The sequence below is a fragment of the Streptomyces sp. NPDC021212 genome (genome assembly GCF_044332925.1).
Taxonomy (GTDB): domain Bacteria; phylum Actinomycetota; class Actinomycetes; order Streptomycetales; family Streptomycetaceae; genus Streptomyces.
Map to the genome: position 1 here is coordinate 61,194 of NZ_JBIRPZ010000019.1, position 23,284 is coordinate 84,477.

Genomic DNA, 23,284 nt, shown 5'->3' on the forward strand with positions numbered 1-23,284 from the left:
AGGGCGCGCGCGAAGGCTGCCCCTACCCGCGCCGCCCATCGGCGCCCCGCCTGCCATCCCTCAGCGTGCCGCCGAGAAGTGCCCGCTCCGGACGCTGAGAGAACAGGCCGTGGCACCGTACTCAGAACCTGGTGGCCGCGGCGCCGCACCGCTGCCGTCGGCCAAGCGGCCTCGGCTCCCAGCCAGGCAGGGCCGGGCAGGGCCGGGCCGGGCCGGGCCGCCTGACCTCACCGGCTGGCACCCTCGGGGGAAACGCGAGCCGGGGTGCGAGCCGAGGCGACTGCCTGCTGCGGCAACGGTGTCGCCGACGCGCGAGCGACCGACAGCAGGACGCGCGCGGCATCCCTGGCGTGTCGGGCTGGGTCCGGGGACCCGGAGATGGCCGCCATGGTCATAGCGCCCTCGGCGAGAAGGACAAGCTGCTCGGTCAGCGAAGTGGGCGCGTCTGCGGCGGCCACGAGATCGGCGAGGTAGCGGCGGAAGGCCTCCTTGTGAGCCTTCGCGATGCCGGCCACCTCCTGCGAGGTCGCTCCCAACTCGCCGAAGGCGTTGATGAAGCCGCACCCGCGGAAGTCCGGCTCGTTGAACCAGAGGAACAGCCAGTCGAAGACCGCCAAAATCCGCTTCTCCGGTGCGTCGGAGGTGTCCACGTACTCGGCCACATTGCGGAGCCACCTCGCGTCCCGCCGCCTCAGGTACGCCTCGACCAGGGAGTTCTTGGAAGGGAAGATCTGGTACAGGCGCTTGAGGGGCACGCCGGAGGCGGTGCGGATCGCATCCATTCCCACCGACTGAATGCCTCGGCCGTAGAACAGTTCCTCGGCAGCATCAAGGATCCGCTGCTCAGTCGCCTCGAGTTCCACGTTGATCTCCTCATCTGAGAAAACGACCGTTCTCACACCGTACAGTGCGCCGCCCCGCAAGGTGCATTCCCCGTGCGGACCAGGTCGCCCTCCGACTACCGCCGCGAGCAGAGCCGGGAGGGCTCTGTCTGTCACCGACTGCCCACTGCCCGCTCGATCGAGCGCAAGTCCCGCCCGGGGCGCATCCGCCGACACGGTGGCGATGCGCAGCCGGCGCTGAACGCGCATGATGAAACGCTCTTTGCGGTGACCGCTCACGTGCTGGTCAGCGGGTGTGCGCGGCGGCGCCTGCCTCCGTGCTTCGGGGTGGCCAAGTCCACTGTTCGCCGCCGCTTCCGCAGCTCGTCGCGGGCCGGGGCGGGCGGGAGGCCGGCTGCACGAGGCGGTCCTGCGACGTCCCGACGATGCCCGCCTGCTCGACTCCTCCCGCACTTGCCCGACCCCGTCGGCACGGAGGGCGCGGGCTTACGGTGGCCAGCGCCCTGGGCCGACAAGTCCGCTTCGTCTACAACATCGCTCCGGCTTCGACATGGCCGGCGCTCGGCTGCGCGGAAGTGCTCGGCGCGCGGTTCTCGGCGGAGACCATCCATGCGAGCTGCTCGAGGCGACCGATGAAGCCGTGGAGGAGGTCGGCGGTCGTCGGGTCTTCCTCGTCGACCTGATCGTGGACGTCGCGAATGGTTCCGGTGGCCTGGTAGAGGCGCAGGGCCACCTGGTCGACGGCGTCACGGGTCGTAATCTCCCCCTCGGGGAACCGGTCGAGGCGGCTGGTGGCGGCGACCGTGGAGGATCGCCCGTCCGGGACCGCGTAGAGCGCGCGCATGCGCTCGGCGGTGTCGTCGGCGAACTCGCGAGCAGCGTCGACGATCTCGTCGAGCTGCAGGTGGAGGTCGCGGAAGTTGGTCCCGAGGATGTTCCAGTGGGCCTGCTTTCCCTGTAGGCGCAGGTCGATGAGGTCCACCAGGACGGCCTGGAGGTTCTTCGTGAGGGTGGGCGATGCGTGCATAGTGCCGTTCCTTTCGAGGGTGCGAGTCCAGGGGACCAGTGAGAGGTGCGGAGGGCGGTTCGGTCGCGGAGCCCCCCTGGGTGGGAAGCGGGCGAGCCCGACGGGGCCCCGTGCGTCGTTGGGCGCCGCCCGGCAGGGGACCGTTCACCGGATGCCGACTCCCGCGAACGCGTGGCCTCCACGCGGTCTGCAGAGGGGGACGGCTGAGCCGAGACGTTCACGATCATCGGGCGCTGAGCGGGTGATGATCGTGGACGTCTCGGCTCAAGCGCGGTCAGGGCTGCCGGACGAACGCGAGGATGTCGGGGTTGATGTCGCCGGCGTTGACGGTGAGCATTCCGTGCGACAGACCCTCGTAGATCTTCAAGGTCGCGTTCTGCAGGAGCTCCGCCTGCTTGAGGGCGGCTTCCCGGTACGGGACGACCTGGTCGTCGTCGCCCTGCAGGACGAGCACCGGCACGGTAATGGCCTTGAGGTCGGCGGTCTGGTCGGTTTCCGAGAACGCCTTGATGCCCTCGTAATGGGCAAGGGCGCTTCCCGTCATCCCCTGGCGCCACCAGTTGTCCACGACCTGCTGCGACAGCGGGACGCCGTCACGGTTGAACCCGTAGAAGGGGCCGGAGGCCACCGCGTGGAAGAACTCCGCCCGGTTGGCCGCCAGAGCGTCGCGGAAGCCGTCGAAGACCGAGACGGGAACACCGTCGGGGTGCTCGGCGGTCTGCACCATCAGTGGGGGTACCGCCGCGACGAGCACCGCCTTCGCGACGCGGCCCTGGGGCTGGCCGAACTTCGCCACGTACCGCGCGACCTGTCCGCCGCCGGTGGAGTGTCCGATGTGCACAACGTTGCGCAGGTCCAAGTGCTGCACGACAGCGTCGACGTCGCTGGCGTAGTGATCCATGTCGTGACCGGAGCCGATGTCGGAGGAACGCCCGTGTCCGCGACGGTCGCTGGCGATCACGCGGTAGCCGTTGGTGAGGAAGTACAGCATCTGCGCGTCCCAGTCGTCCGAGGACAGCGGCCAACCGTGGTGGAACATGATGGGCTGGGCGTCGCGCGGGCCCCAGTCCTTGTAGAAGATCTCGGTGCCATCTTGCGTGGTGACGAACGGCATGTCTTTCTCCTTGTCTGTGCCGCCGGGAACCGGCGGCATGCATGGCGTCTTGACGGCTTCGCCGCAACGGTCAGCTGCGCCGGGAGAACGGCAGCGGCGAGGTGTGCCGGCCGGGGGAGGGCGACAGCGTGCTCAGGCAGCGGTAGCCACGTCCGCATGGGCGGCCCGCAACAAGGTGCGGGCGGCGTCCTTGGCGTGACGGGCGGGCTCCGGGGAGCCGGAGATGGCCGCAGTGGTCATAGCGCCCTCGGCGAGGGGAACGAGCTGGTCGGTCAGCCACGCGGGCGCGTCCGCGGCGGCCACGAGATCGGCGACATAGCGCCGGAAGGCCTCCTTGTGAGCCTTCGCGATGCCGGCCACCGCCTGGGACGTCGCTCCCAGTTCCCCGAAGGAGTTGATGAAGCCGCAGCCGCGGTAGTCCGACTCGCTGAACCAGCGGTACAGCCAGTCGAAGACCGCCAGAATCCGCTGCGCAGGTGAGTCGTGGACGTCCACGTACCGGGCCAGGCCCTGAAGCCACCTCGTGTCCCGCCGCTTCAGGTACGCCTCGACCAGGGCATCCTTTGAAGGGAAGATCTGGTACAGGCGCTTGAGGGGCACACCCGAGGCTGCGCGGATCGCATCCATCCCCACCGACTGGATGCCTCGGCCGTAGAACAGCTCCTCGGCAGCATCGAGGATCCGCTGCTCGGCCGATTCGAGTTCCACCTCGACCGCCCATTCTCGAAAACGAACGTTCTCACACGGTGCCGCAGGCACGGCCTCACGCGAACCGCTGCGCTGTGGACCAGCGTCCGGCCGGGATCCACGGCGCGGGGGCGCACAGTCAGAGACCGAGGTCGCTCAGGCCGGGGTGGTCGTCAGGGCGGCGCCCGAGGGGCCAGTGGAACTTGCGCTCCGACTCCTTGATGGGAAGTTCGTTGATGCAGGCGTAGCGGTGGTGCATCAGGCCGTCGTCACCGAACTCCCAGTTCTCGTTGCCGTAGGCACGGAACCAGTTGCCCGAATCGTCGCGATATTCGTAGGCGAAGCGCACGGCGATGCGGTTGCCGTCGAAGGCCCACAGCTCCTTGATGAGCCGGTAGTCCAGCTCCCGGTTCCACTTGCGGGTGAGGAAGGCGACGATCTCGTCGTAGCCGGTGGCGAACTCCGCGCGGTTGCGCCAGTAGGAGTCCACTGTATAGGCGAGGGCGACCTTTTCCGGGTTGCGGGAGTTCCAGCCGTCTTCCGCCAGGCGGACTTTCTGGATGGCGGTTTCCCGGGTGAACGGCGGGAACGGGGGGCGCGGTTCGTGACTCATGTCGCTTCCTCTGGGTCTGTCGGTGTGCCGCTGGCGGGGCGTGAGTTCCGTTGGCGTGGGTGCACTGCCGCGAGAACGCACGTTCTCGCCGGCAAGCACAACCGTACGGGAACGATGGTTCTCGCGCAAGACCGACACGACCACGACCTGGCCGCCCTCCCTCCTGTCGGGTCATCGCGCGCAGACGCCTCGGCCGGTGGAGAGGTACTTCCGGGGCAAGCCACCGTGAACGGGCGCGCGACGAGGGAGTCGGCCTCGTGCAGCCGCTGCCAGCTCCCTGCCCCGCCGACCTCATTCCCGACGCGACGGGCACGGCGGCCTTCAAAGCGGCGTACCGGCAGCCAAGGAGCAGGACGCCGTCTTCGTCGCCATCGAGTCTTTGGGCGAGCACTGGACGGTGAAGGCCGACATGATCATCGCCCCGCAGCACGCCGTCGTCGACTCGGTGTACGACGCCGTCCGCGCCGCGGTCCTCCAGCTGCTCCGCGCCGGCGGGATCCGCTCGGACTCCTCCGCGGGGCCGGTCTACTTCGTACTGCACGACGTGGCAGAGGAGGGCCGGGCCCGCGAACTCACATCCGCCCTGCACGCCGCCCTGCACGGAAACCTGGCGCCGTTCGCCCGCGCGATGCCTACCGCATCCTGACCAGCCACCTTCAGGACTCGATCATCTCGTGGCGGCTTGTGGGCTCACCTTGGAAGCGGCCGCAATTTCATCTGATGCAGGACTGCGTTCTGCCCGCACATAGGCAGGGTTCTGACGTTACCGCAGGTCGGGGGGCCTTCGTGTGCGGATCTCCCGATCTCGGCTCGGCAGTCGAGTCGTGGTCAGCCTGCGTCGGGTCGCGCAGGGGCCGAAGCGTCCCGCCAGCCGGGCCGGAGTGCCGGAAGCTGTAGCGGCCCAGGACGTTCAGATTGGCATGCTTGAGCGGGGAGAGCCGGGCGACGTCCTCGTCCAAGACGTCGTGCTCGCGCTGGTCGGCGGGCAGGGCCCGGAGCTGTTCGACGGCGGCGTCCAGGTAGCGGGTGGTCCACAGCACCGCGGCGTTGAGCACCAGGCCGAGCGCGCCGAGCTGGTCTTCCTGGCCGTCGCGGTACGCCTGCATGATCTGGCCGCGCTTGCCGTGGCAGATGTCCCGGGCGAGCTTGTGCCGCGACTCCTGGACGGTGAGCTGACGGTTCATCTGGCGCCGGTAGGTGTCGTCCACCGGGTCGACCACCCGCAGCAGGTGCAGGGTCTTGGCGATCCGCCCGTACTCCATGAACGCCTGCCCGAGCGGGGTCGGGCGGCCCTCGCGGCCGAACATCCGCAGCAGGTCGTAGGCGCGGACCTGACCGGTCACCAGGGAGCCGGCCACCCGCAGCATGTCCGGCCAGTGGACGGTCACCTTGCCCAGGTTGACCTTGTTGCGGGCTAGCGGCTCCAGTGATCCGTACCCGCTGGTGGCCACCCCGGGCAGCTCGGCGCGCCAGAACCGCTGGTCGGTCAGATCCCGGAACCGCGGGGAGAAGTTGTAGCCGAGCATCGAGAACAGCCCGAACACCATGTCGGAGTACGAGGCATTGTCGGTCGCCACCATCTCCGGCCGGGCCCCGCCGTCCAGGTTCAGCAGGGTGTCCAGGATGAACAGCGAGTCGCGCGGGGTGCCCGGCACTACCATCTGCCCGATCCCGGCAACCTGGTCATTTACGACATTTAGCCATGTAATACCCCTTTTGAAGTGGTAGTACTTTGGCGAAGCGCCCGCGCTGATCGTCCGCTTCGGCACCACGAACCGCAGCCCGTCCACCGACGCCAGCAGGCCCTCGCCCCAGTGCGCGACGATCGGCACCCGCCCCTGGGCCCGTATCAGCTCCGCGTTCGCCGTGGCCAGCGTGTCGGCGCGCAGGTAGTACTGGTCGACGTGCACCAGCCGGGCCCGGGTCAGGGCCTCCTCGTCGGCGTCGATCACCGGGGTGTACCCGATGTTGCACGCCTCGGCGACCAGCAGCGCCACCAGCGAGGTCTTCAGGTTCTCCATCCGGGTCCGGCCGTCCCCGAGGTGCACGAAGGCGTCCAGGAACCCGGTCCAGGAGTCGACCTCGAACAGCAGGTCCGGCAGGTCGATCTTCGGGAGCATCGCCGCGGTGGTCCTGCGCAGCCAGCGCAGCGACTTCGGCTCGCCGAGCGCGCCGAGCCGGTCGACGTTGAGCTTCAGCCGGCCGCCGGGCTGGACCTCGAAGGAGAGCTTCGCGTCCTGCCCGGCCTCCTCCAGCCGCTCGGCCATCAGCTGCCAGGCCGCGTCCAGCGCCCGCACCCGTCCGGCCAGGTGCTCGGCCACCGGCTCCTCCAGGCTCAGCCCGTGCAGCACGTCCGCCTGGACCGCCTCCCACTGCGCGCCGTCCAGCAACCGCGCCCGCGGGTCGGCCCAGCGGTTCGACGGCGAGGCGAACACGTCCCGGCGCCCGAGCGCCTTGTGCAGCTGCTCCAGCACGCACACCGCGTAGGCGTCGCGGTCCACCGCGCCGACCGGCAGATCGGGGTTGGAGAACACCGCCTTCTTCCAGGCCGGCGGCACGAGCTTCTGGTCGATCTCCCGGGGCAGCAGCGGCTTGGTCTTCACCTTGCGCCGCGCCAGCGCGGGCAGCCGCTTCACGGCCTCCAGCACCCGCCGCCCCCCGGAGGCCGCCCTGAGCGCGCTCGACTCGCCGAGCAGCGACAGGAACGGGCGCACCGTGCTGTAGCGGCCGGCCAGCTGGCGGCGCATCTCCGCCTCCGCCTCGTCGTCGCCCGGCGGCAGCAGCTCGTCCAGCAGCCGCACCGCCGCCTCGACCTCCGCGCGCGGCGCGACCTCGGTCTCCAGCGCCAGGAAGAGCGCCGCCGCGTCCAGGTCGGCGCCGGCCTCGGCGACCAGGTCCAGCTGCTCAGACCACAGCCGGTACACCGCCTGCACCGTGCGCGACGCCTTCGCCAGCCGGGGCCGGGAGGCCAGCCACTCCTTATCCGTGGCCCGCTTCGCCACGTTCAGCAGCTTCACCTGCATCAGCAGCGAGAACACGTCCAGCGCGTCGTCGATCGCGGAGGCCTCCAGATGCCGCACCACCGAGGTCAGCAGCGCGGTGCGGCGCGGCTCCCGGGCGCGTTCCAGGATCGGCGCCTTCGACCCCAGTCCGACCCGGGCCAGCGTCGCCAGCCGGTTCGGCGGCACCTTGTCCAGCCTCACCCGGCCCAGCCGGAAGCCGGAGATCTCGTCCACCCGCTCCAGCGCCTTCGCCATGCTCGTGCCGGTCGTGCGCGTCGGCGGCTGGCGCAGCCGCTCCAGTTCCGAGATCCGACGGCCCTCCGGCACCTGCAGCAGCGCCACCAGGTCAGCGGGCAGCGAGGGGTCCGCCCGCCGGGCGGCGTTGGCCACCGTGGCGTACAGCCGTCGCTCCGCGACCGTCCGGACCTCCGCGACCTGCCGCACCAGCGCTGACACCCCGGGCAGCAGCACCCGGTTTCGCCGCAGCCACCCCGCCGCCTGGTTGAACAGCGCCACCGGCCCCTCGGCGTGCGTCCAGGCCCGCCCGTGCAGGAAGGTGCGGAACCGCCGGCCCCACGCCGCGTCCTCGAACTGGTGGTAGCCGTAGGCGTCCCGGACCTCCCAGGCGTGCTCGTACGCCGTCATCTGCCGCTCGGTGTACCGCTTCACCACCGACGGGTCCTCCACGCCCAGGTGCTCGGCCACGTACGCGACCACCGACCACGGCACGTCCAGCGGGTCCTCCAGGAAGAGCCCCAGGTACCGGACCGTGCACATCTGCAGCGCGAAGCCCAGACGGTTGTGATCACCCCGCCGTTTCCCGATCAGCCGCCGGTCCACGTCGTCGAGGTAGAAGAACCTCTCCATCTCCGGGCGCGTCGGCTCCTCAACGAACCGTCCGTACGCCCCGGCCTGCTCATCCGTCAGAAACTCCATCGGCACGCGGCGGACGGTATCCGCCAGCCGATCACCTCATACGATCTTCGGTCGAAGTCGAGCGGGCCGGACGATCACTGTGCTAGCGAGCAAGATCGTTCCTTACCGCTAACCACGTCCCGATTGATCCCCGAGGCCGGCGTTCCACATGGTCGGGGTTCGGGACCACGATGTTGGCCGACACCTTGATGCCGTAGGAGCGAGCGGTCTCGATCGTCTTCGCCAGCGCGTCGAGCTTGCGGGCGGCGAGCCTCGGCGAGGCCAGGCGTGGGCTCCGACGGTCAGCCCGAGGCGCCGGGCGATGCGGATCACCCCGGGCAGCTCCGGATGCAGAATGGGTTCCCCCACCCGTGAAGTTGGTCAGACGGCGTAGTCGTGGTGTGGAATGCCCCGGTCCCACACCGCCTCGAAGGCAGTCGTCACCATCTTCACGGTGGCCGGGTCCTCGTTGAATTCGTGTCCTGCCCACTCGCCGTCACCAGTGAACCAGTGGAACAGGACACGGCGCTCATCGATCAGCCACAGGTCGTTGCCCGGGAGGGCGAGATCAGAGGCGAGACGCCGAGGCAGCCAGCGAACCCGCTCGCCGAGCGCGACATTGTGCCGCTCGGTGATCGCATGCTCCCAACGGATGTAGTCGGTCACCGGTTCGGAGACGACTCGCGCCCGGCGCATGACGACGCCCCTGGCGACGGTCTCGCGGACCAGGCCGGCCCACTCCTGGTATTCCTGCGGGAGCGGGTACTCCTCGGGCCGTTCGACTGGCTTGCCCGCCCGCCAGTCGGCGAACACCGGGTCATCCATGTAGGAGTCGCGCATCTCCAGGTGGCACGCGGAGTGCTCAGCGCTCCTCAGCAGGGCGGCAAAGTCCGGCACGCTCTGCGTCATCGCACACCTTCCTCAGGTAGGGGATCATCCTGACGGGAATTCGGACCACGCCCTCATGACCCGGAATGCCGATCGGGTGTCCCTCTACCCACTCGGTTCCGGCGATCTCGGTGTGCATCTCCCGGTCGGGCAGCCACCCCTGAATGACGATCTCTGCTTTCTCGTCTTCGAGCCAGACCGTGGGCGAGCCCCCGTTGGGTGTGTCCGGGTCGATGTCAACGAACCTTAGTGACATGGCTAAAGGCCGTGGGTTCGAGTTTTCCCAAGGGGGCTCTATGGCGAACCGACGGTGGTGTAGTCCGTAACCATAGCCGGGGGGACGTGGGTTTGCCCGCAATCACCGAACTTGAGGCCGGGGGTCGGTACAACAGACCGAGAACTGGCGCCAAAATCTTGCCGCAGTAATGGGACCGCTTCGGCTCTCCTACGCTGATGGCGATATTTGAATCTCCTCACCCTGTGCTGAGGAGAGCCTCGGAGTTGCTCACCTTGACTCCCCAGGTGTGTACGTACTGATCCCGAAATTGAGGGCTGGCCAGGTGGTTGGGTGGCTGGGTACGACGGCCTGGAACGGCGGTCCGGAACGAACGGGCTCCTCGCGTGAGGCGGCAACGGGTGGCTCCGGCAGGGACTCAGGGTTCGATGACGAGTTGTTCGATGAGGCCGTCGCGGAGTGTGAACTGGTAGCGCAGATCGATGGTCCCGCCGGGGAAGTTGCCTTCGAGGTGGTGGGTGGCGATGTAGCGGGTTGCGTCGGTCTGCTGGGCGCCGGTGAGGTGGATGGTGTAGGTGAATTCGGTGGCCGATCGGTTGAGCCACTTCCCGATCGCCTGGGTGCCCTCGTAGGTGTTGCCGTCGTCGATCACGGTGGCGTCGTCGGTGAACGCCGCGACCGCGGCGGCGACGTCGTGGGCGCGGTGCGCCGTCAGGTAGCGGGTGATCACCTCGGGCAGGTCGTCCGGGCTGATGGTTTGGGGCTGGTTGTCGTACATGACGTTCCTTGGGGTGGTGGCGGGTTCAGACGGTGGGGGTGGTGCCGCCGTCGATGACGTGTTCGGCGCCGACGATGGCCGAGGCGCGGTCGGAAACGAGGAAGGCGACGAGCTCGGCGACTTCCTCGGGGCGGTTGGGACGGCCGAGCGGGATGCCGCCCAGGGAATCCATGAGCCGGCCCAGCGCCGCTTCCTGGCTGATACCGGCGTCGTGGGCGATCCGGGCGACGAGGTTGTCGGCGGCCGAGGTCTGGACGAAGCCGGGCGAGACGGTGTTGACGCGGACGCCGTGCGGGGCGACCTCGTTGGCCAGGCCCTTGCTGTAGGTGGTCAGGGCGGCCTTGGCGGCTGCGTAGGCCAGGGTTCCGTTCCACAGCGGCATGCGGCGCTGGATCGAGGTGACATGCACGATCACGCCCTTACCTGTGGCGATCATGTGCGGCAGGAGGGCGCGGTCCAAGCGGACGGCGGCCAGCAGGTTCGTGTTCAGCTCCCTGGCCCAGTCGTCCTCGCCGAGCGCGGCGAACCCTCCGGCCGGCGCCTCGGACCCGCCGAGGCTGTTGACCAGGATGTCGACGCCTCCTACGCGGGCGTCCACCTCGGCGGCCACGTGGGCTGCGCCCTGGGCGGTGGACAGGTCGGCGGTGATGAACGCCTTCTCCTCGACGTCGTCGGGGCGGCTGCGGGCCGTGACCAGCACGGTCGCGCCGGCCTGGGCGAGGCGTCGGGCGATGGCGGCTCCGGTGCCCTTGGTGCCGCCGGTGACCAGAGCGCGGCGGCCTTCGAGGGATTCGCTGATGGGTGTGGTCACGGTGTGCTCCGTTCCCGGGTGCGGGCGCGGAAGGCACCGCTCCCGTCGTTACTGCTAAAATAGAAGCTACTAACTTCGACTTTAGCAGTAACCGAAGGGATGGCCACCATGGCAAGCCGGATCAGGCTGGAGGACCGGGAGTGCCCGCTGTCCACGACGGTGGAACACGTAGGCGAGTGGTGGACGCTGCTGATCCTCCACGACGCGTTCGACGGCCACACGCGCTTCGACCAGTTCCAGGAGAGCCTGGGCATCTCCTCCAGCATGCTCACCACCCGGCTGAAAACCCTCGTCGCCGACGGACTGCTGGAGCGCCGGCCCTACCAGACCAGCCCCGTACGCCACGAGTACGTCCTCACCGAACTCGGGCGCTCCCTCCGGCCGGTGGTCCTCGCCCTGGCCGCGTGGGGCAACTCCCGCCTCACGCCGGCCGAACGCAGCATGATCCTCATCGACGCGCACAGCGGCGAGGAAGTCGAGCCCGTCGTCGTCGACGCCAAGACCGGCCGCCGACTCGACGACAGCGACACCTACGTGTTCACCGCAGGTCCCGCGGCCAGCGACGCCATGCGCCGCCGATACGCGACACGACCGACCACCCCCGCGGAGGGGTAAGGCTGCCCCAAGCCGGCGGGACAGCCGCGTGCAGTGCCGGACGTACCTCGTACCTCATCGACCAGGCAACACCGAATCGCTGCCAGCACCACGCATGCCAAGCATCCCGAGCCGTTGATGAACTAGATCAAGTGGGGCGAAGAGCAACACCGGTCGTTTCCAAGAATCGCCATCAACGCGATGTCCTCGCAGCTCAGCGTGACCGATGCCACGACTTCAGGCGGCCTGAGCCGAGGCCTTCCCAAGTCATACCCCATACGATCAACGGCATGGACGCGGGACTCGCAGGACTGATTGGTGCGTTAGGGGGAGGTCTTATCGGTGCAGCAGGTGCCTCGGTTGCTGCTTGGGTTACATTTCGTGGAGCCCGTTACCAAGCCGATCGCCAAAGCGCGGCAGCACATGAGCAGTGGTTGCGTCAGCTCCGGCATGACGCATACTCCAGTACCTCACAGGTGCACTCGCCGTGTCTGAGACTGTCCTCAGGTGCACGGTCCCCGGCTTCGCTCCGCAGCAGCAGGAGCTTGATGCGCTCGCCGATGCAGTTGCGTCGATGCGTCAGACGTTGTCATCCCTAAATTTGGCAGCCTCCGCCGAGCTGCACGCCAACGCTCACGGGCTGACGACGGCCGCCTATAATCTTTGGCTCGCTCTGTCGGACAACGAGGAAGTAGCGGAGTTGGGCGTGGTGTGGATGCAGGACTACCTCAGGCTCACGGAGCGGCTCAGGAAGTCGCTCCAGGAACCAGAGGTGACGAACGGCTCCTCGGGCTGAATACAGATCGACACGGCGGTACGGTTCGTCACCGCACCGTTCAACCACTGTCGCCGACTCGGGCCTTCCGGCATGGCCCTGCGTTGCGGAGGCTGTGTTCGATGAGGCCAGGTTGGTCGATGGTGCCGGTGTAGCGCAGGGCCGCCCCGACGGACAGGCCGAACAGGTCGCAGATGCGGCGGGGGTCGCCACCGGTGGCCTGGGCCTCGTGAAGGAGGCGGTCCTCCCGGAGCCGGCTGGTGGGCATGCCGAGCACGTCGTTGATCCAGACGTGGCTGACCGGCTCCACGCCGCAGCCCGTGGTCTGGGAGACGAACAGGTGGGGGTTGGCGGTGCGGGGCCAGCGGCGGTTTCGGTAGTCCAGGTAGGCCGCCAAGCGGATACGCACGGGGTCCGCGAGCAGGACAGTCCGGTTCGGCAGGAACAGTCGCCCGTCGCGCAGGTCGGTGGTCTTCAGGCTGCGCAGTTGCCCGGAGGTGAGGGCGTGGCAGATGGCCAGGGCGGCCCGCGGTACCTCCTGGCCGTGGAGGACTTTGCGGAGGGCATCGACGTCGATGGGCAGGGGGATGGTGGGGGTCGGCATGCCGCAGAAGATCCGGGCGGTGGGGTCGGTGAAGATGATCTGCCGGTTCTTCAGCGGTCGCAGGATGTGCCGCAGGCCTTGGAGCATGTCGACGCGCGGGGTGCCGCTGTCGGGCAGGATGGCGACGACGTCGGCACGGGTGACGGACCTGAGCGAGTCCTTTCCCTGGTCCGCCCAGGTTCGCGGGGCGGGCAGCGCCTTCGTCACCATCCTCTGTATCCACCGGTGCGGACGCGCTTTGACGCGCGGCGCGGTGGTGCTGCCGGACAGCTTCAGTTCGAACCAGGTGGTGAGCTCGTCATCCCCTTCGCCGCTGATGGTTTCGGCGGGGCGGGCGACTCCATGCTCTATGCGGACGGTCCTGTGCCCAAGCTCGATACCGTTCAGATCGACGCGCTGCACGGCTTGTTCCTTCTGGATGCGGAGTCACAACTCGTGTGCTACCGCGCGCTCTTCAAGCGGGCCGTTACCTTCTCGCTCGGTATCGAGGAGTCCCGGGATTTCATCAAGCGCATCGCTGACGAACTGTGAAAGGTATGGTCATGCTCTATCAGGTGAACTGGCGGAAGGCGACATTCTCCGGGCACGCCGACAACAACTGCGTTGAGCTGGCGTGCGCCGACGGCAAGGTCTTGGTGCGCGAAAGTGACGACCCCGCAGCGGTCGTCACCATCACTCCCGCCTCGCTCGGGACGTTCATACGCACCGCTAAGCGCGGTGGACTCGACCACCTCACCCGCACGCGGTGACGCGCCGGGATTGAGGGGGTGCGGGCGCACCAACGATACGGATCACTCCAGGTCGTAGGCGGTGTCGTGTCGTGGCTGGTACAGCCCGATCGGGCCCGCGCCCGGCACGGCCAGGGTGGTGACCAGTCCCCAGCGCTGTTCGGTGATTTCCGAGGTGAAATCGACGCCCTTGTCCTTCAGGTCCGCGACCGTGTCGGCGAGGCTGTCGCACATCAGGAACAGTCCGATGGCGCCGTCGGCCTGCGGGTCGGTCGGGTGCACGGCCATTTCGGCAGGTGGGGATTTGAAGATGAGCCAGCCATTTCCGGCGTCGACATGGATCGCGTTGCGTGAGGATGATTGCCTCTCGACGGCCGTCATCGCCGGTTCCCCATCGATAGTCAATCAGTTATCAATCGCGTTGGTAATCCTATCGAGTTGCGGCACCGGAGTGGCGCCCGGTTCTGGAAGACTTCTGAGCGGTGGATTCCTGATCTGCTCTGCCATGTATCCGACATGCGCGAGGATGTAATGGGCTCGAAGCGTTGGTTGAGTAAAACGGCGGCACGTCGCAAGATCACCCGCCAGGTTGGTCTCGCAGCCGCGACCGCACTGATGGCCGGCGGTTTGGCGGCGACTCCCGCAGCCGCTGCCACCACGAACGATGACCGGCTGACCGCCCGCTATTCCGTCGAGATCTTCAACCTTCCCGACTTCGGTTCCGGCACCGCCGGAACCATCTACCAGGGTCACAAGTACCAGACCGGTCAGGTGGTCGACGGGCCTCGCTTCCCTGACGGCTACTGCGAAACCTGGCCGCAGCGTGGCTGGTGGCGTTCCGTCGTCCTGCCGGACGGCAAGATTGGTTACACCTCGAGCTACTGCATTTTCTGACAGCGCGTCCAGCGAGTCCGGGGGCTCTTGGTCCCCGGACCGCCGCGCGCATGAGCAACCACGCCCGCCGCGCCCCCGTGAGTCCGGCATCCTTGCGGATCTCGACCAGCCGGTTCCGTTGTTGAACACCCTGATGAAAGCCGCTTGTCCGCTCCAGTTTCCCGCCGTGTGCAGCGTCCCGTTGCCGTTCGCGTCCTGGCGCAGAAGTACCCATTTTCGCAGCCGGGCGGATTGGGCTCTGCGGCTGCCGTGGGCGCGAACCCCACCACTCCGCCGAGCGTCAATGCAGATGTTGCCACACCTGAGAAATTGCGGGTTATCGGTGTGTCGCACTCCGACACATCGACGGCTGTGGACAACATCCGCAATTTCAATGGCAATCGGATCCCTGATCTAGGGCACCGCTGTCGGCGCTCCCCTTCTGTCGGCCTCCGACGTCCGTGGGTTCCTGGAGGGCACGGTCTGCCCGCCAGATTCGGCTGCGCAGGTCGATGCCTCGGATTACTTGGATGCGCCATGGCGTCACGCGAAGCACGTGCAGCTGCGGATCCGATGGCGCTTTCCAGAAGTCGCCGAGATGGTAGCCGGCGCCGCGCGGGCTGGTCCTGCGGTAGAGGTCCCACACGTGCTCCTTGATCGGCAAGGCGTTGTCCCATCCGGCGACGGCGTCGATGGCAACCGAGTTGTTTCCTGGTGCCCAGTAGGAGAAGTTGGTGTGTGGGTTGCCCGCTATGTGCGTCGCCTTGACCGGGGTCCGGTAGGTGGCGAGCCAGCCGAGCGGATCACCGTCGACCTTCTCCCACACCGGGATGAGCACGCGGGTCCGCGGGCGGTTCTTGGCATCGACCGTGACCATCGTGGCGTAGTTGATGGCTCCGATGTAGGCGTTGAATTCGGCTTCCAGATCGTTGAAGTCGAGGACTGCCAAGCTCATGCCGCACTCCTGAGCGATTCGACGACGCGCGCGAGGCTGGCTGCGCCGTGGCCGGCTGCGACTTGCTCGTCGATCAGCTTCTTGAGCGGGGTAAGGGTGGCAGCCGGGACACCCTGCGACTGGCTGGCCTGGATGATCGTGTCCAGCCCGGCCTGGTTCATGGCCAAACTTGACTCTTCGGTGGTGTAGTCGCCGCTGTCGATCTCCTTGGCGAAAGCGGACAGTGCAGGGAACGAATCCGCCAGCCAGGACACCAGCATGGGGGTGAGCTCGGTGGCGCTGACTCCGGCGACTTTCGCCATCGCCGTGGCGTGCAGGAAGCCGCCCAGCATGCCGTACATCCCGGCGAGGATGGCCACGTCGTAGCCCGAGGCGAGACCGGCGTCCGTGCCGAGGAAAGTGCCCTTTCCCAGCAGGCCCAACTGCGTCTGCCAGCGTTGGTGGACGGCTGCCGAACCGCTGTAGTTGACCGACGATTCCGTGGTACCGATCGTTTGTGGCACCGCATACACGGCGCCGTGGAGGTACTGCGCCGCATGCTCGGCCGCCCAGCCGGCGAGTTCCCGTGCGTCCTGCGGGCCGCCGGAGGTGAGGTTGACCAGTGCGCGCCCGCGAACGGCGTCGGCCGCGCCGACCAGTACCTCCTGGGCAGCCGTGGGATCCAGCAGGGCGACGAGCACGAGTTCGCTGGCCGCGATCGCCTCGGCAGCCGTGGCCGCTGCCGTCGCGCCACCCGCGATGAGTGTCTCCGCCTTGGCTGCGGAACGGTTCCAGACCGTCGTGGGATGGCCGTTGTGCAGGAACGTCTCGGCCAGCGCGCGGCCCAGGTTGCCCAGGCCGATGACGGTGACCGGTTCAGGTGTTGTGCTCATGCGTCCAGACTCGTGACGCGAGACAAGTGCCGCCAGTGGCACCAGTGACCGTGACCACCAAATTCGTGCCATACGATGGCGGTTATGAATGCCGGCTCGGTTGCTCTCGTCGTGCCCGCGGAGATCGGCGTCTCGTTCTGGGATTTGTACGAGCTCAGCATCCCCGCCACGGTTTTCGGGGTGCCGCAGCCCGACCTCGCCGACCCCTGGTACGACCTGCGGATGTGCCGGACCACCGAGCGGGCCGGGGCAGCTGCCCCGGGGTTCGCGCTGCGTACCCGTTACGGGCTCGACGACATCGTCGGCGCCGACACCGTCATCGTGTCGTCGGTGCCGGAAGACGTTGTCGATGAGGGCAAGCCCGTGCCGCCCGAGCTGGTCACAGCGCTGCGTAGCGCGTACGACGCGGGCGCCCGGATGGTGTCCTTGTGCACCGGTGCCTTCGCCCTCGCCGAGGCGGGATTGCTTGACGGCCGCCGCGCCACCGCACACTGGATGCACACCGTCCAGCTGGCCGAGCGATACCCGAAGGTACGCGTCGACGACACCGTGCTCTACGTGGACGACGGCGACGTGCTCACCAGCGCCGGGATGACAGCCGGGCTGGACCTCTGCCTGCATGTGGTCCGTCGCGATCTCGGCGCGCACGTCGCCAACCAGCTGGCCCGCCGGATGGTCGTGCCCGCGCACCGGCCCGGCGGTCAGGCACAGTTCATCGACCTATCGGTGCCCGTGACCGACGATCAAGGGCTGGCACCCGTGCTGGACTGGGCACGAGCCCGCCTCGACCGGCCGTTGACGATCGACGACCTGGCGCGGCGCGCCATGATGAGCCGACGAACCTTCTACCGGCGCCTCCAACAGGCCACCGGCACGACTCCACTCCAGTGGCTGCTCAACCAGCGTCTCGCCCAAGCGCAGAGCCTGCTCGAATCAACCGATCTCCCGGTGGAGAAGATCGCGAAGCTCAGCGGCCTCGGCACCGCGAACAACCTACGCCACCACTTCCTCAAGCAGATCGGCATTTCCCCGAGCGACTACCGAAGCGCGTTCCCCCGACAGCCGCAGCAAGCCCCCTCTGCCAGGAACTCCGAACGATCGACCGAGCCATGTGTTGACAGAACGCGTCCGCGTTGTCCATGACCGGACGGGCAGTCGAAGGTGATCGCGCCGCTGTCCCGACGGTCTTTGTCGCAGCCGATGTCACGGCGATCATCTGGGCATGCACAGTCGCGCGCCGAAACCTACCAAAGCCGAGAACGAGAAGCGTGCCGTCCGGGCGACCGCTGACCACACCCCGGTGCGACGGCACCAAACACCCGTTCCGGCGATGGAGGCGATCCAGCGGAGTGCGGGGAACGCCGCGGCGGTGGCGGCCCTGCATGCCGTCCAGCGTGCCCCGGAGGGTGCCCAGGAGGCCCGAGCCGGAGCCATTCCTTCCGAGGCGCAGGACCTGATGCGCAAGGCAGGAGAGGGGGGCGTGTTGGTTCGGAGCGTGCAGTGGAACAACCTCCCCTATGAGTTCACCAGCGACGATGTGAGAACCCCGGAAGCCTCTCGGGGGCGAAACGAGGCGGGCCAGCACGGTGGGCTGACGAAGTGGTCTCTGCTGCATCAGGATCTCGTGCCGAACTTCTTCAAGATGCACTTCGACCCCGAAACCGCCGCTCCGCCGATGTCGCGCTTCATGGGCACGATGGCGGATCCGGAGGCCTTCATGGACGGCGAGGGAAGCCGGTTCCTCGAAATCTCCAGTAATGACCGGGCAAGTAACAACTTCGCTCCGGAGGGCTCCGAGAGCAGGTCCTCCGGTGAGGCACGTGAGGAGCTCAAGCGGCTCCTCGCGGAAATGAAGGAAAGGCAACAGGGCTCTCCCGGGGAGCGGTTGGACAACACCGAGATCCAGACGCTCGGCGTTCCCTCCGGCGCGGTGTCAGGATTCCTGTTCTCCCCGAACGGGCAATATGCGAACTGGGCCCAAGCAAGGCCGACGTTCCAGAAAGTGGTGGACGCGGTCTGCGCGTCGGATGCCCCTAAAGGCCTGAAGGGTCGGGATCGCGAACACTTCAAGCCTTCTGGGCGCCGGGAGTTCCACGTTTTCACCTGCGAGCATGGCGATACCAGCCGTCTCACTTATCTGGAAACTCTCCGACCCACGTAACCCGCGTGGTACGGACCGCCGGGGTCCGTTCCGGGGGAAGGATCATGCGGTCCGGGACGTGTTCGGTGTCGCGGCGGGCCAGGAGCCAGTAGAGGGCGGCGGGGACGGCGAGGCCGATGAGCCAGGAGATGTCGGCGCCGCCGAGAGGGGTGACGAAGGGGCCGGTGTAGAAGGTGGTGGACAGGAAGGGGAGTTGGGCGAGGACGCCGAGGGCGTAGGCGGACAGGGCCTTCCAGCGCCAGGCGCCGTAGCGGCCGTGGGGGTCGCTGAGGGCCGGGATGTCGTAGCGTTCGCGCGCGATGGCGTAGTAGTCGACCAGGTTGATCGCGCTCCACGGAGTGAAGAAGGTCAGCAGGAACAGCAGGAAGTCCTTGAAGGAGGACAGGAAGCTGTCCTTGCCGAGGAGGGCGACCGCCGTGCCCGCGACCATGATCCCGGCGATGTAGGCGGCCCGGCCGCGCGGGGAGAGGGTGGTGCGGCCGCGGAAGCCACTGACGCTGGTCACCAGCGACATGAAGCCGCCGTAGGTGTTGAGGACGTTGATCGTCAGTTTGCCCAGCGCGATGACGAAGTAGAGCAGTGAGGTGATCACGGCCGCGCCGCCGCCGAGGCCGACGACGTAACTGACCTCGTGGCCGACGAAGGCGTCACCGGCCGCGGCGGCCGCGAGGGCGCCGAAGGTCATGGACCACTGGGAGCCGAGGACGGTGCCCGCGAGGGTCCAGCCGAAGGTGGCCCTGGCGGAGGTGGTGCGCGGCAGGTAGCGGGAGTAGTCGGCGACGTACGGGCCGAAGGCGAGCTGCCAGGAGGCGGAGAGCGACACCGCGAGGAGGAAGAGCGGGAAGTCGAAGCTCCGGTCGTGGAGGAGGGCGGCCAGGTCGGCGCGGTCCAGCAGCCGGATGCTTAAGGAGACGAAGGCCAGCGCGCAGACGGCTCCCGCGATCCGGCCCAGGGTGTGGATCAGGCGGTAGCCGACGGCGGCGGCCACGGCGGTGACGAGGGCGAAGAGGACGATGCCGGCCGTGTCGCCGAGGTGGGTGAGTTCGCCGACGGCCTGGCCTGCCAGCACGCTGCCGCTGGCGAAGAAGCCCACGTACATGACGATGACCAGCAGCAGCGGGACGATCGCGCCACGGACCCCGAACTGGGCCCGGGAGGAGATCATTTGGGGGAGGCCGAGCCGTGGCCCCTGGGCGGAGTGGAGTGCCATCACGGCTCCGCCGAGGACGTTGCCGACCAGCAGGGCGATGGTCGCCCAGAAGGCGCCCACGCCGAAGACGACGGCCAGGGCGCCGGTCACGACAGCGGTGATCTGGAGGTTCGCGCCGAGCCACAACGTGAACTGGCTGAAGGCGGTGCCATGGCGCTCAGCGTCGGGGACGACGTCGATCGAGCGCTGCTCGACCAAGGGTGTGGGCATGCGCCGCTACTTCTTCGTCAGGCCGTGGTCGGCTGCCCAGTTGGCGGCGACCTCGTCCGGGTCCTTCTTCTCCTTGTCGACCAGCTTGTTGAGCTTGGCCAGCTCATGGGTGGTCAGGGCGACGCCGAGCTTGGCCAGGGCCTTGCGGACCTTGGCGTCGGCCTTGGCGCTGCGGATGACGGGGACGATGTGCTGGGCGGGGATGAGGGCCTTGGGGTCGGCGAGGATGACCCAGCCGTTGCCCTCGATGTCGGGGTCGGTGGAGAAGAGGTTGGCGACGTCGACGTCGCCCTTCTTCAGGGCGCCCTTGACCAGGGGCCCTGAGGCGTCGAGGGCCTTGAACTCCTTGAAGGTGACGCCGTAGCGCTTCTTGAGGCCGACCAGGCCGACGACCCGGTTCTTGTCCTCCGCGGGGCCGCCGAAGACGAGTTTGCCGTTCTGCTTCTTGAGGTCGGAGAAGCTGCGCAGGCCGTACTTGTCGGCGGTTTCGCCGGTGACGCAGAAGACGTCCTTGTCCTCGGCGGCCGCGTACGAGAGGGCTTCGAGCCCGGCGGGGAGGGCGACGGTCAGGGCGTTCTGGAGGTCGCCGGCCTGGGTCTGGGGGGCCTTGTCGTCGAAGTAGAGCAGCAGATTGCCCTGGTACTCGGGGAGCAGGTCGATGTCGCCCCCTCGGAGGGCGGGGAGGACGATCTCGCGGGAGCCGAGGTTGGGCCGGACGCTCGCCTTGACGCCGACGCCGCCCAGCGCCTCGGCGTAGAGGTAGCCGAGGAGCTGGTTCTCGGTGAAGTTGGCGGTGCCGATGACGAGGCCGCCCGCGCTGCTGCCGCCGCCCCCGCCGCCGGCGCCGTCGCCCTTGAGCGAGGTGATGCCGCCGCTGCAGGCGGCGAGGGTGGGCACGGAGGCGCCGGCGAGCAGGCCGCCGAGCAGTTTCCTGCGGTTCATGGGGTCTCCGTAAGTGTCAGGCCGCTTGGGAGGGGGCGGGGCGGTTGCGGAAGAGCAGGCGTTGGACGGAGGCCAGGGCCAGATCCAGGGCGATGGCCAGGATGGCGACGAGCACCGCCCCGCCCAGGACCTGCACCAGGTCGCGCTGGGCGAGCCCGTCGAAGACGTAGCGGCCGAGGCCGCCGAAGCTGACGTACGCGGCGATGGTGGCGGTGGCGACGACCTGGGTGCAGGCCAGCCGCAGCCCGGTCATGATCAGGGGGAGGGCCAGGGGCAGTTCGACCTGGAAGAGGACCTGGTGCCAGCGCATGCCCTGGCCGCGGGCCGCGTCCCTGACCTCGGGGTCGACGGCGGCCATGCCCGCGTAGGTGTTGGTGACGATGACCGGGACCGCGAGGGCGACCAGCGAGACGTACACCGGCCACATGCTCAGCCCGCTGGCCAGGAAGACCAGGGTGACCAGGCCGACGGTGGGCAGCGCGCGGCCGAAGCCGGAGAGGTTGATGGCGAGGAACGCGCCGCGCCCGGTGTGGCCGATGAGCAGCCCGACGGGAAGGGCGATGACGGCGGCGACGAGGGTGGCCAGCAGCGAGTACTGGAGGTGTTCCAGGAGGCGGGTCGCGATGCCGTCGGGCCCGGACCACTGGGCGCCGCTGGTCAGCCAGCGGCCGAGGTTCTGAAGCAGTTCGATCATGTCAGGCACGCCTCCTCAGCCAGGGGGTGCACAGCCACTGGATGGCGACCAGGACGGCGTCCGCGACCAGTGCGAGCAGCAGGGACAGGACGACTCCGGCGACGACCGGGGTGGGGTAGTTGCGCTGGAAGCCGTCGGTGAACAGCTGGCCGAGGCCGCCGTATCCGATGTAGCTGGCCACGCTGACCAGGGAGATCGCCATCACGGTTGAGACCCGTACGCCCGCCATGATCACCGGGAAGGCGAGCGGCAGCTCGACCGTGAGCAGGGTGCGCAGCGGGCGCGCGCCCATGGCGGTGGACGCCTCGCGCGCCTTGGCGGGGACGCTGTCCAGGCCCTCGACGGTGTTCCGGAGCAGCACGGTCAGCGTGTAGATCGTGAGGCCCGTGATCGCGGTGGTGCGGGTGAGGCCGGTGATCGGCAGCAGCAGCACGAAGATCGCGATGGAGGGGATGGTGAAGAGGACGTTCGACATGCCGAGGAGGACGCCGCGCAGCGGCCGTACGCGATGCGCGATGACGGCCAGCGGCACCGCTATCAGCAGGCCGAAGAGGACGGCCGGGAAGGCGGTGGAGAGGTGGTCGAACGTGAGCGTGGTGAGGTCGTCCACATGGTCGGGGAACCAGCCCCAGTCGACGGTCATGCGGTCACGCTCGCGTCGGGGTCCGGAGCCTGGGATGCGGACGTACGGCCCGCCTCCGCGTGGCGGCGGCCCGCGTGCTCGTGGATCCGGTCGCGCCCGGTGACCCCGGTCAGCACGCCGTCCGCGTCCACCCGGGCGACCAGCCCGGCGGGGGAGGCCAGCGATTCGTCGAGGGCGGCCAGCAGCGAGTCGGTGTCGCGCAGCGGGCGCACCGGCACCAGCGGGGCCTCGTCGCCGTCCGGGCCCTCGGTGTCGCGCCAGCCCAGCGGCTCGCCGCGGGTGGAGGTGACCAGCCGCCAGCGGGCCCTGTCGCCGTCGGAGGGCGCGGGCTCCTGCGGAACGTCGGCGAGCGTGGAGAGCGAGAGCAGCTTCAGCCCGCGCTCCGCGCCGAGGAAGCCCGCCACGAAGTCGTCGGCGGGGGCCGCCAGCAGCTCGGCCGGGGGCGCGCACTGGACGAGATGGCCGCCGGTACGGAAGATCGCTATCCGGTCGCCGAGACGGACGGCCTCGTCGATGTCGTGGGTGACGAAGACGACCGTCTTGCGCAGCTCGCTCTGGAGCCGCAGCAGCTCGTTCTGGAGCTGGGTGCGGACGACGGGGTCGACCGCACCGAACGGTTCGTCCATCAGGAGCACGGGCGGATCCGCGGCCAGTGCGCGGGCCACGCCGACGCGCTGCTGCTGACCGCCGGAGAGCTGGTGCGGATAGCGCTTGCCGGAGCCGGCGGGCAGCCCGACCAGCTCCAGCAGCTCGGCGGCGCGCGCCCGCGCCTTGCGGCGGCCCCAGCCCAGCAGCAGCGGGACGGTCGCGATGTTGTCGATGATCGTGCGGTGCGGGAAGAGTCCCGCCTGCTGGATCACATAGCCGATGCCGCGCCGCAGCTCGGCGGCGTCGGCCTTGAGGATGTCACGCCCGCCGACACTGACCGTGCCGCTGCTCGGCTCGACCATGCGGTTGACCATCCGGAGCGTGGTGGTCTTGCCGCAGCCGGAGGTACCGACCAGGACGGTGATGTCGCCCTCGGGTAGTTCGAGAGTGAGATCGTCGACGGCAGTGGTGCCGTTCGGGTAGTGCTTGCTGACGTGCTTGAAGCTGATCATCCGCTTCCCCT

General features: G+C 68.4%; 25 protein-coding genes and 1 pseudogene. 8 read left to right on the top strand and 18 right to left on the bottom strand.

Annotated elements, in window-relative coordinates:
- Positions 1-227: 227 nt before the first annotated feature.
- From ACH4SI_RS36935 to ACH4SI_RS36955, 5 genes are all read right to left on the bottom strand, one after another.
- Entirely contained in the window at positions 228-863 is a 636-nt protein-coding gene (locus ACH4SI_RS36935) for a TetR/AcrR family transcriptional regulator (RefSeq protein ID WP_398303749.1), read from the bottom strand.
- Between the two features lie 505 nt (positions 864-1,368).
- Entirely contained in the window at positions 1,369-1,869 is a 501-nt protein-coding gene (locus tag ACH4SI_RS36940; RefSeq protein WP_398303751.1) for a Dps family protein, read from the bottom strand.
- Positions 1,870-2,143: 274 nt separating this feature from the next.
- On the bottom strand, positions 2,144-2,983 hold the full coding sequence (locus ACH4SI_RS36945; RefSeq protein ID WP_089513181.1) for an alpha/beta fold hydrolase: 840 nt from the start codon (positions 2,981-2,983) through the stop codon (positions 2,144-2,146).
- Between the two features lie 132 nt (positions 2,984-3,115).
- Positions 3,116-3,691, bottom strand: a complete 576-nt coding sequence (locus tag ACH4SI_RS36950; RefSeq protein WP_398303754.1) for a TetR/AcrR family transcriptional regulator — start codon at positions 3,689-3,691, stop codon at positions 3,116-3,118.
- 118 nt (positions 3,692-3,809) lie between these two features.
- On the bottom strand, positions 3,810-4,283 hold the full coding sequence (locus ACH4SI_RS36955; protein ID WP_359483657.1) for a nuclear transport factor 2 family protein: 474 nt from the start codon (positions 4,281-4,283) through the stop codon (positions 3,810-3,812).
- A gap of 379 nt (positions 4,284-4,662) precedes the next feature.
- Between ACH4SI_RS36955 and ACH4SI_RS36960 the strand changes: the two genes are divergently transcribed.
- Entirely contained in the window at positions 4,663-4,929 is a 267-nt protein-coding gene (locus ACH4SI_RS36960) for a hypothetical protein (RefSeq protein ID WP_398303756.1), read from the top strand.
- Between the two features lie 193 nt (positions 4,930-5,122).
- Here ACH4SI_RS36960 and ACH4SI_RS36965 read toward each other — a convergent pair.
- The 4 genes and pseudogenes from ACH4SI_RS36965 to ACH4SI_RS36980 all read right to left on the bottom strand — a co-directional run.
- A pseudogene (locus ACH4SI_RS36965) lies at positions 5,123-8,227 on the bottom strand (Tn3 family transposase); the annotation flags it as partial.
- Between the two features lie 354 nt (positions 8,228-8,581).
- Positions 8,582-9,109, bottom strand: a complete 528-nt coding sequence (locus tag ACH4SI_RS36970; protein WP_398303758.1) for a DUF6879 family protein — start codon at positions 9,107-9,109, stop codon at positions 8,582-8,584.
- 632 nt (positions 9,110-9,741) lie between these two features.
- On the bottom strand, positions 9,742-10,101 hold the full coding sequence (locus ACH4SI_RS36975; protein WP_398303760.1) for a nuclear transport factor 2 family protein: 360 nt from the start codon (positions 10,099-10,101) through the stop codon (positions 9,742-9,744).
- Between the two features lie 25 nt (positions 10,102-10,126).
- Positions 10,127-10,912 carry an SDR family oxidoreductase gene (locus tag ACH4SI_RS36980; RefSeq protein WP_398303762.1) on the bottom strand — a complete coding sequence of 262 codons (786 nt, stop codon included), beginning with the start codon at positions 10,910-10,912 and terminating at the stop codon, positions 10,127-10,129.
- A gap of 108 nt (positions 10,913-11,020) precedes the next feature.
- On the opposite strand from ACH4SI_RS36980, the gene ACH4SI_RS36985 reads away from it, so the two are divergent.
- Positions 11,021-11,527, top strand: a complete 507-nt coding sequence (locus tag ACH4SI_RS36985; RefSeq protein ID WP_398303764.1) for a winged helix-turn-helix transcriptional regulator — start codon at positions 11,021-11,023, stop codon at positions 11,525-11,527.
- A 466-nt stretch (positions 11,528-11,993) separates the two neighbouring features.
- Positions 11,994-12,302, top strand: a complete 309-nt coding sequence (locus ACH4SI_RS36990; protein ID WP_398303766.1) for a hypothetical protein — start codon at positions 11,994-11,996, stop codon at positions 12,300-12,302.
- 40 nt (positions 12,303-12,342) lie between these two features.
- Here ACH4SI_RS36990 and ACH4SI_RS36995 read toward each other — a convergent pair whose 3' ends face one another.
- Positions 12,343-13,095: a hypothetical protein gene (locus ACH4SI_RS36995; RefSeq protein WP_398303768.1), complete on the bottom strand. Its 753-nt coding sequence runs from the start codon at positions 13,093-13,095 to the stop codon at positions 12,343-12,345.
- A gap of 15 nt (positions 13,096-13,110) precedes the next feature.
- Here ACH4SI_RS36995 and ACH4SI_RS37000 point away from each other — a divergent pair, with 15 nt between their 5' ends.
- On the top strand, positions 13,111-13,416 hold the full coding sequence (locus tag ACH4SI_RS37000; protein ID WP_398303770.1) for a hypothetical protein: 306 nt from the start codon (positions 13,111-13,113) through the stop codon (positions 13,414-13,416).
- 11 nt (positions 13,417-13,427) lie between these two features.
- Positions 13,428-13,634, top strand: a complete 207-nt coding sequence (locus tag ACH4SI_RS37005; RefSeq protein ID WP_398303772.1) for a DUF397 domain-containing protein — start codon at positions 13,428-13,430, stop codon at positions 13,632-13,634.
- A 42-nt stretch (positions 13,635-13,676) separates the two neighbouring features.
- Here the strand turns inward: ACH4SI_RS37005 and ACH4SI_RS37010 are convergent, their stop codons facing one another.
- The gene (locus tag ACH4SI_RS37010; RefSeq protein WP_398303774.1) at positions 13,677-13,994 is read right to left on the bottom strand and encodes an extradiol dioxygenase; all 318 of its coding nucleotides are present in this window, start codon (positions 13,992-13,994) and stop codon (positions 13,677-13,679) included.
- Positions 13,995-14,129: 135 nt separating this feature from the next.
- On the opposite strand from ACH4SI_RS37010, the gene ACH4SI_RS37015 reads away from it, so the two are divergent.
- A complete protein-coding gene (locus ACH4SI_RS37015; RefSeq protein WP_398303776.1) occupies positions 14,130-14,507 on the top strand; it encodes a hypothetical protein in 378 nt (125 codons plus the stop codon).
- A gap of 370 nt (positions 14,508-14,877) precedes the next feature.
- Here ACH4SI_RS37015 and ACH4SI_RS37020 read toward each other — a convergent pair whose 3' ends face one another.
- Both ACH4SI_RS37020 and ACH4SI_RS37025 read right to left on the bottom strand, forming a co-directional pair.
- The gene (locus ACH4SI_RS37020; RefSeq protein WP_398303778.1) at positions 14,878-15,441 is read right to left on the bottom strand and encodes a pyridoxamine 5'-phosphate oxidase family protein; all 564 of its coding nucleotides are present in this window, start codon (positions 15,439-15,441) and stop codon (positions 14,878-14,880) included.
- Complete coding sequence (locus tag ACH4SI_RS37025; RefSeq protein WP_398303780.1) at positions 15,438-16,313, bottom strand: NAD(P)-dependent oxidoreductase; 876 nt, start codon at positions 16,311-16,313, stop codon at positions 15,438-15,440. Before ACH4SI_RS37025 ends, ACH4SI_RS37020 begins: the two co-directional genes overlap by 4 nt.
- A gap of 84 nt (positions 16,314-16,397) precedes the next feature.
- Here ACH4SI_RS37025 and ACH4SI_RS37030 point away from each other — a divergent pair, with 84 nt between their 5' ends.
- Positions 16,398-17,456, top strand: a complete 1,059-nt coding sequence (locus tag ACH4SI_RS37030) for a GlxA family transcriptional regulator (RefSeq protein ID WP_398303782.1) — start codon at positions 16,398-16,400, stop codon at positions 17,454-17,456.
- Positions 17,457-17,535: 79 nt separating this feature from the next.
- Positions 17,536-18,474 (top strand): hypothetical protein, encoded by a 939-nt coding sequence (locus tag ACH4SI_RS37035; RefSeq protein ID WP_398303784.1) that lies wholly within the window; start codon positions 17,536-17,538, stop codon positions 18,472-18,474.
- On the opposite strand, the gene ACH4SI_RS37040 is transcribed toward ACH4SI_RS37035, so the two are convergent.
- From ACH4SI_RS37040 to ACH4SI_RS37060, 5 genes are read right to left on the bottom strand one after another with little or no spacing between them, the layout of a single operon-like run.
- Positions 18,443-19,894, bottom strand: a complete 1,452-nt coding sequence (locus tag ACH4SI_RS37040; RefSeq protein ID WP_398303785.1) for a purine-cytosine permease family protein — start codon at positions 19,892-19,894, stop codon at positions 18,443-18,445. The two genes, ACH4SI_RS37035 and ACH4SI_RS37040, sit on opposite strands and share 32 nt — an antisense overlap.
- Positions 19,895-19,900: 6 nt before the next feature.
- A complete protein-coding gene (locus tag ACH4SI_RS37045) occupies positions 19,901-20,836 on the bottom strand; it encodes an ABC transporter substrate-binding protein (protein ID WP_398303786.1) in 936 nt (311 codons plus the stop codon).
- A 16-nt stretch (positions 20,837-20,852) separates the two neighbouring features.
- Positions 20,853-21,530 (bottom strand): ABC transporter permease, encoded by a 678-nt coding sequence (locus tag ACH4SI_RS37050; RefSeq protein ID WP_398303788.1) that lies wholly within the window; start codon positions 21,528-21,530, stop codon positions 20,853-20,855.
- A gap of 1 nt (position 21,531) precedes the next feature.
- Entirely contained in the window at positions 21,532-22,173 is a 642-nt protein-coding gene (locus ACH4SI_RS37055) for an ABC transporter permease (RefSeq protein ID WP_398303790.1), read from the bottom strand.
- The gene (locus tag ACH4SI_RS37060) at positions 22,170-23,273 is read right to left on the bottom strand and encodes an ABC transporter ATP-binding protein (protein ID WP_398303792.1); all 1,104 of its coding nucleotides are present in this window, start codon (positions 23,271-23,273) and stop codon (positions 22,170-22,172) included. The genes ACH4SI_RS37055 and ACH4SI_RS37060 overlap by 4 nt, the downstream gene beginning before the upstream one ends.
- Positions 23,274-23,284 lie beyond the last annotated feature (11 nt).

Coding starts and splice junctions, on each gene's coding strand:
- ACH4SI_RS37050 (WP_398303788.1), bottom strand. CDS start 21,530: ATGATCGAACTGCTTCAGAACCTCGGCCGCTGGCTGACCAGCGGCGCC.
- ACH4SI_RS36940 (WP_398303751.1), bottom strand. CDS start 1,869: ATGCACGCATCGCCCACCCTCACGAAGAACCTCCAGGCCGTCCTGGTG.
- ACH4SI_RS37020 (WP_398303778.1), bottom strand. CDS start 15,441: ATGAGCTTGGCAGTCCTCGACTTCAACGATCTGGAAGCCGAATTCAAC.
- ACH4SI_RS37040 (WP_398303785.1), bottom strand. CDS start 19,894: ATGCCCACACCCTTGGTCGAGCAGCGCTCGATCGACGTCGTCCCCGAC.
- ACH4SI_RS37005 (WP_398303772.1), top strand. CDS start 13,428: ATGCTCTATCAGGTGAACTGGCGGAAGGCGACATTCTCCGGGCACGCC.
- ACH4SI_RS36985 (WP_398303764.1), top strand. CDS start 11,021: ATGGCAAGCCGGATCAGGCTGGAGGACCGGGAGTGCCCGCTGTCCACG.
- ACH4SI_RS37030 (WP_398303782.1), top strand. CDS start 16,398: ATGAATGCCGGCTCGGTTGCTCTCGTCGTGCCCGCGGAGATCGGCGTC.
- ACH4SI_RS37015 (WP_398303776.1), top strand. CDS start 14,130: ATGCGCGAGGATGTAATGGGCTCGAAGCGTTGGTTGAGTAAAACGGCG.
- ACH4SI_RS37055 (WP_398303790.1), bottom strand. CDS start 22,173: ATGACCGTCGACTGGGGCTGGTTCCCCGACCATGTGGACGACCTCACC.
- ACH4SI_RS36995 (WP_398303768.1), bottom strand. CDS start 13,095: ATGGTGACGAAGGCGCTGCCCGCCCCGCGAACCTGGGCGGACCAGGGA.
- ACH4SI_RS37025 (WP_398303780.1), bottom strand. CDS start 16,313: ATGAGCACAACACCTGAACCGGTCACCGTCATCGGCCTGGGCAACCTG.
- ACH4SI_RS36970 (WP_398303758.1), bottom strand. CDS start 9,109: ATGACGCAGAGCGTGCCGGACTTTGCCGCCCTGCTGAGGAGCGCTGAG.
- ACH4SI_RS37010 (WP_398303774.1), bottom strand. CDS start 13,994: ATGACGGCCGTCGAGAGGCAATCATCCTCACGCAACGCGATCCATGTC.
- ACH4SI_RS37035 (WP_398303784.1), top strand. CDS start 17,536: ATGCACAGTCGCGCGCCGAAACCTACCAAAGCCGAGAACGAGAAGCGT.
- ACH4SI_RS36975 (WP_398303760.1), bottom strand. CDS start 10,101: ATGTACGACAACCAGCCCCAAACCATCAGCCCGGACGACCTGCCCGAG.
- ACH4SI_RS36955 (WP_359483657.1), bottom strand. CDS start 4,283: ATGAGTCACGAACCGCGCCCCCCGTTCCCGCCGTTCACCCGGGAAACC.
- ACH4SI_RS37060 (WP_398303792.1), bottom strand. CDS start 23,273: ATGATCAGCTTCAAGCACGTCAGCAAGCACTACCCGAACGGCACCACT.
- ACH4SI_RS37045 (WP_398303786.1), bottom strand. CDS start 20,836: ATGAACCGCAGGAAACTGCTCGGCGGCCTGCTCGCCGGCGCCTCCGTG.
- ACH4SI_RS36945 (WP_089513181.1), bottom strand. CDS start 2,983: ATGCCGTTCGTCACCACGCAAGATGGCACCGAGATCTTCTACAAGGAC.